Source organism: Pseudomonas sp. VI4.1, assembly GCF_002029345.1.
Lineage (GTDB): Bacteria > Pseudomonadota > Gammaproteobacteria > Pseudomonadales > Pseudomonadaceae > Aquipseudomonas.
In genome coordinates, this window is record NZ_MULM01000035.1 from 1 (window position 1) to 5,769 (window position 5,769).

Annotated in this window: 1 protein-coding gene and 2 pseudogenes; all 3 read left to right on the forward strand. The window is 62.9% G+C overall.

Annotated elements, in window-relative coordinates; all coding sequences use genetic code 11:
* The first annotated feature begins 211 nt into the window (after positions 1 to 211).
* A complete protein-coding gene (locus tag BZ163_RS00520; RefSeq protein WP_128869382.1) occupies positions 212 to 1,456 on the forward strand; it encodes an exonuclease SbcCD subunit D C-terminal domain-containing protein in 1,245 nt (414 codons plus the stop codon).
* Positions 1,453 to 5,096, forward strand: a pseudogene (locus BZ163_RS00525) (SbcC/MukB-like Walker B domain-containing protein). The gene BZ163_RS00520 and the pseudogene BZ163_RS00525 overlap by 4 nt, the downstream one beginning before the upstream one ends.
* Positions 5,093 to 5,668 (forward strand): annotated as a pseudogene (locus BZ163_RS00530) (glutathione S-transferase); the annotation flags it as partial. The pseudogenes BZ163_RS00525 and BZ163_RS00530, both read left to right, overlap by 4 nt.
* Positions 5,669 to 5,769 lie beyond the last annotated feature (101 nt).

The following is a 5,769-nucleotide window of genomic DNA, read 5'->3' on the forward strand; positions in this document are numbered from 1 at the left end:
GGAGCTGGCTTGCCAGCGAAAGCGGCCTCAAGGCTTGCCGCGCCCATGAAGGCCGCCTTCGCTGGCAAGCCAGCTCCTACAGGGTGTACGCCATTCCAATGTAGGCGCTGCCGAAGGCTGCGATCTTTTTGCTGTTTGCCAGTAAACTCTCTCCCTTTTAGCCGCCATCATTTTCCCTGCGACCATCACCTTATTTCCTACGGAGCACGCCTTGCGTCTGTTTCACACCTCCGACTGGCACCTCGGGCAGAATCTGCACGGCCAGGACCGCGATTTCGAGCACGGTTGTTTCCTCGACTGGCTGCTGCGCCAGCTCAAGCAGGACCTGCCCGATGTGCTGTTGATCGCCGGCGATATCTTTGACACGGTCAACCCGCCGGTCAAAGCCCAGGAACGCCTTTACGATTTCATCGTCAGCGCCCACGAACAGCAGCCGAAGCTGACCATCGTGATGATCGCCGGCAACCACGATTCCGGCTCACGCATTGAGCTGCCCGCGCCGTTGATGCGCCGTTTGCGCACCCATGCCCTGGGGCGGGTGCTGTGGCTGGACGACGGTCAACTCGACGCCGAGCGGCTGCTGTTGCCATTACCGGATGCCAAGGGCAAGACCGTCGCCTGGTGCCTGGCGCTGCCGTTCCTGCGCCCGGCCGAAGTCACCGGCGCGCATCTGGGCGACAACTACCTGCGCGGTATCGGCCAGGTTCACGAATGGCTGATCGCAGCCGCCAACGCCAAGCGCAAACGGGGCCAGGCGCTGATCGCCATCAGTCACGCGCACATGGCCGGCGGTTCGGTGTCGGAAGACTCCGAGCGCAGCCTGATCATCGGCAATGCCGAAGCGCTGCCCGCCAGCCTGTTCGGGCCGAGCATCAGCTACGTCGCCCTCGGGCATTTGCACAAGCCGCAGAAGGTCAACGCTGAAGAACGCATCCGCTACAGCGGTTCGCCGATTCCGCTGTCGTTTTCCGAGATCGGTTATCAGCATCAGATTCTCGACGTCATCCTCGACGGCGAAACCCTGGTCAGCGTCGAACCCAAGCTGATTCCCCGCGCAGTGAATCTGCAGCGCATCGGGCCGGCGCCGTTGGCCGACATTCTGCTGCAACTGGCCGACCTGCCAAACATCGACCTGCTGGCCGACATTCAGCGCCAGCCCTGGCTGGAAGTCCGGGTGCGCCTGGATGAGCCGCAACCCGATCTGCGCCATCAAGTCGAAAGCGCCCTGCAAGGCAAAGCCGTGCGCCTGGTGCGCATCGCCGCGGAATACGCCGGCAACGGCAACCGAGATGGCGTCGATGACGGCGCGACGCTGGTCGAACTGGACCAGCTCACGCCCCGGGAATTGTTCAGCCGCGCGTGGCAGGACAGCTACGGCAGCGAGGTCGATGAGCAAACGCTGAAGGACTTCGCAGAGCTATTGCAGGACGTGCAGATGGAGAGCGAACAACCATGAAGATCCTCGCGATCCGCCTGAAGAACCTCGCCTCGCTGGCTGGGCCGTTCGAGATCGACTTCACCGCCGAGCCGCTGGCCAGCGCCGGGCTGTTCGCGATTACCGGCCCCACCGGCGCGGGTAAAAGCACCCTACTCGATGCCTTGTGCCTGGCGTTGTTCGGCGCTGTGCCGCGCTTGAGCAATGCACAGACGTCGGCCAAGGCGCCGGACGCCGATGGCGAAATCGGCACAGGCGACCCGCGCACCCTGCTGCGTCGCGGCACCGGTGAGGGTTATGCCGAGGTGGATTTCGTCGGCATTGACGGCCGACGTTACCGTGCACGCTGGGAAGCCAATCGCGCGCGGGAAAAGGCCGGCGGCAAACTGCAGGCCAGTCGCCAAAGCTTGCGCGATATCGATCAGGATCAACTGCTGGCCAGCCAGAAAGTCGACTTCAAAATCCAGCTTGAAGCGGTGCTGGGCCTGAATTTCGAGCAGTTCACCCGGGCGGTGCTGCTCGCCCAAAGCGAGTTCAGCGCCTTCCTCAAGGCGAACGACAACGAACGCAGCGAGCTCCTGGAAAAACTCACCGACACCGCGCTCTACACCCGTCTGGGTCGCGCGCCTTCGACAAAACCAAGGAAGCCCGGGAAACCCACAAGCTGCTGCAGGACCAGGCCACCGGGGTTACGCCGCTGGCGCCGCAAGCCCGGGCGGAGCTGGATGAGCGATTCAACCAGGCGCAACAGCAACTCAAGACGCAACAGGCGCAACTCAAACAGCTGGAGTTGCAACACACCTGGCTCAAGGACCTGCCGCCTGTTGCAGGACGCGCAACTCAGCGCCACCGAGCAACTGACCGGCGCCCAGCAGCATTGGCACAGCCTGGCTGGCGAACGTCTGACATTGTCCCGGCTGGAGCAACTGGCGCCGCAACGGCATCAGTTCGCGCGCAAGGCCGAGCTTACCGCCCAGCTCACGCCGCTGGCCGTGCAGATCGAGCATTCCACCCGTCAACAAGCCGAGCTGAGCGAGTGTCAGGCGCAACTCGAACTCAGCGTTGCGGCTGCCCAGACCGTGCTGATCGAAGCCCAACGCCAGCACAGCGGCCTGCCGCGCCGCTGCTGCGCCAGGCGTTTGAAGAACAAAGTACCCTCGCCCGCCTGAACCGGGAAGCTGGCCAGAGTGCAGCGCTCAAGCAACAGGCAGAACTGGCCTGCACTCAAGGCCAGCAACAGATCCAGGGCTTGCTCGAGCAGCAACAGCAAGTGGCCGCACGTCTGCAGCGAATCGCCGGTGAGCTTGAACAAAGCAGCCCTCTGGCACCGCTGAGCGAGGCCTGGAATGCCTGGCGCGATCGTCTGCAGCAGCTGATGCTGGTGGGCAATCGCGTGAACCAGGGCCAGGCCGAACTGGCCGCCCTGGAACAGAGCGCCACCGACGCCGCCGCGCAATTGGCGGCGCAAAAACAGCATCTGGAAGTGCTGTACAAAGAAGCCGGCGCCGAGCCCGAAGCCGTGGCGGAACAGATCCAGCTGCTGGGCAACCTGCTGCAGGACAACCGCAAGCAATTGCGCGCATTTGAAGAGCTGACACGCCTGTGGGCCAGCCAGCAGGAACTCGACAAACGTACCGCCGAGCTGCAACAACGCCAGTCAACCGCGCAGCAAGAACGCGAGCGCCTGACCCAGGACGGCGTGAACACCAAGAACCAACTGACGGTCGCCGAACAGACCCTGACCGTCACCCGCGAACTGCTGGAGCGCCAGCGTCTGGCCCGCAGTGCCAGCGTCGAAGAATTGCGCGAGCAGCTGCAGGATGATCAGCCTTGCCCGGTGTGCGGCAGCCCTGATCATCCTTACCATCAGCCTGAAGCCTTGCTGCAAAGTCTCGGCCGGCACGATGAAAGCGAACAGGCCAACGCCCAGAAGACGGTCGACCTGCTCAAGGAAAAACTCACCGACCTGCGCGCTGAAGTCGGCGGCCTGATTGCCCAGCAACGGGAACTCCTGCAACAACAGGAGCACCTCGCCGCACAGCAACAGAGCCTGGCGCCCAGCCTCGAAACGCATCCGCTCTCAACGCAGTTGCTGGCCCAGGACGCGCTCAAGCGCGACGCCTGGCTGGCCCAGCAAAACAGTCAGCTGAACCAGAGCATCAGCCAGGACGAACAGCGCCAATCCGCCCTGCTCACCCTGCAACAGGATGCCGCGCGCCTGCAACAGCAGTTGCGCAGCGCCGAAGCGGCAAGCCAGCAGGCGACCCAGCTCCTGAGTCATCAGCAACAGGCGTTGAGCAGTGATCGCCAGCGTATGGACGAAGAGCTGACGGCGTTCAGCGCCCTGCTCCCGGCCGAAACGCTGCAAGCCTTGCGCAACGAACCCGCTGCGACCTTCATGCAGCTTGACCAACAGATCGCCCAGCGCCTGGCACAACTCGATCAGCAGCGTGACGAACTCAGCGAACAGCAACTGCGCCAGCAAACGCTGGAAAAAGAGCAAGATCGCCAGCTGACCCGCACCCAGCAACTGGAAGCCGCGCAGCGACAATTCACGGTCATCGAAGAGCAGCAACAGGCTTGCCAGCAGCAACTGGCGCAATTGCTCGGCCAACACACGAGCGCCGAGCAATGGCAACAGCAACTTGACCAAGCCGTGGAACAGGCGCGCACTGGCGAAACCACGGCCAGTCAGGAACTGCAAAGCGTGCGCACGGGACTGGTGCAACTGGCCGCCGAGCTCAAGGCACAGCAACAACGCCTGCTCGCGCTGGAGACCGAAGATCGGGATTTGCGCGGCAGAATCGCCGACTGGCGCGCCTTGCATCCGGAACTGGATGATGGCGGCCTGGACAACCTGCTGAGCGTCGACGACCAACAGGTCAACGCACTGCGCCAGCGATTGCAACACAGCGAAAAAGCCGTCGAGCAGGCCAAGGTGCTGCTGCAAGAGCGCAATCAGCGGCTGCTCGATCATCAGGCGCAGCACAACGGCAATCTCAACGCCGAGCAACTGGCCACGGCGCTTGCCGAACTGCAAAGCCTGGCGGCCGCCAGCGAACACCAGTGCGCCGAACTGCGTGCCGAACAGGCCGAGGATCAACGCCGGCAGAACGCCAATCAGGCCCTGGCGCAGCAGATCGCCGACGCCTACACCGAGTATCAGCGCTGGGCACGCTTGAATGCACTGATCGGCTCGGCCACCGGCGACACCTTCCGCAAGATCGCCCAGGCCTACAACCTCGACCTGCTGGTGCATCATGCCAACGTCCAATTGCGGCAGCTGGTGCGGCGCTATCGCCTGAAACGCGGCGGCAGCATGTTGGGATTGCTGGTGATGGACACCGAGATGGGCGACGAACTGCGTTCGGTACATTCATTGTCCGGCGGCGAGACGTTCCTGGTGTCGCTGGCACTGGCATTGGGCCTGGCATCGATGGCCTCGAGCACGCTGAAAATCGAATCGCTGTTCATCGATGAAGGCTTCGGCAGTCTCGACCCGGAATCCCTGCAACTGGCCATGGACGCCCTCGACGGCTTGCAGGCCCAGGGGCGCAAGGTCGCGGTGATTTCCCATGTCCAGGAAATGCATGAGCGCATCCCGGTGCAGATTCAGGTCCGTCGCCAGGGCAACGGCCTGAGCACCCTGGAGGTGAAATGAATACCCTGTATTCGTTCCGCCGCTGCCCCTACGCCATGCGGGCGCGCATGGCCCTGCGCTATTGCGCGGTTGCCGTGGACATTGTCGAGGTCAGCCTGAAGGCCAAACCCGCCGAGATGCTCGCATTGTCGAGCAAAGGCACGGTGCCGGTGCTGAGCGCTGGCGGTCAGGTGATCGACGAAAGCCTGGAGATCATGCACTGGGCTTTGGCACAGAATGATCCGCAGGACTGGTTGCTCAAGGATGATCCTGTCGGGCAGCAGTGCATCGCCGAACTGATCGAAGCGAACGATCAGGTGTTCAAGCTGCAGCTGAATCGCTACAAATACGCCGAGCGTTATCCCGAGCACCCGATGGCGTTTTATCGCGCCGAGGGTGAAGTATTTCTACGCCGGCTCGATGGGTTGCTGGAGGGGCGGGATTATTTGCTGGCAGCGCATCCGAGTCTGGCGGACGTGGCGCTGATGCCGTTCGTGCGGCAATTCGCCCATGTCGATCGCGAGTGGTTCGCACAGACGCCCTACTTGCGTTTGCAGGCGTGGTTGCAGAGGTTTCTGGAATCAGACCTGTTTCACATCGGTGATGGCAAAGTAAACACGAACCCTGTGAGGAGCCGGCTTGCCGGCGAAGACTCCTCCAAGGCTTGCCATCGCCCTTGCAGACGCCTTCGCCG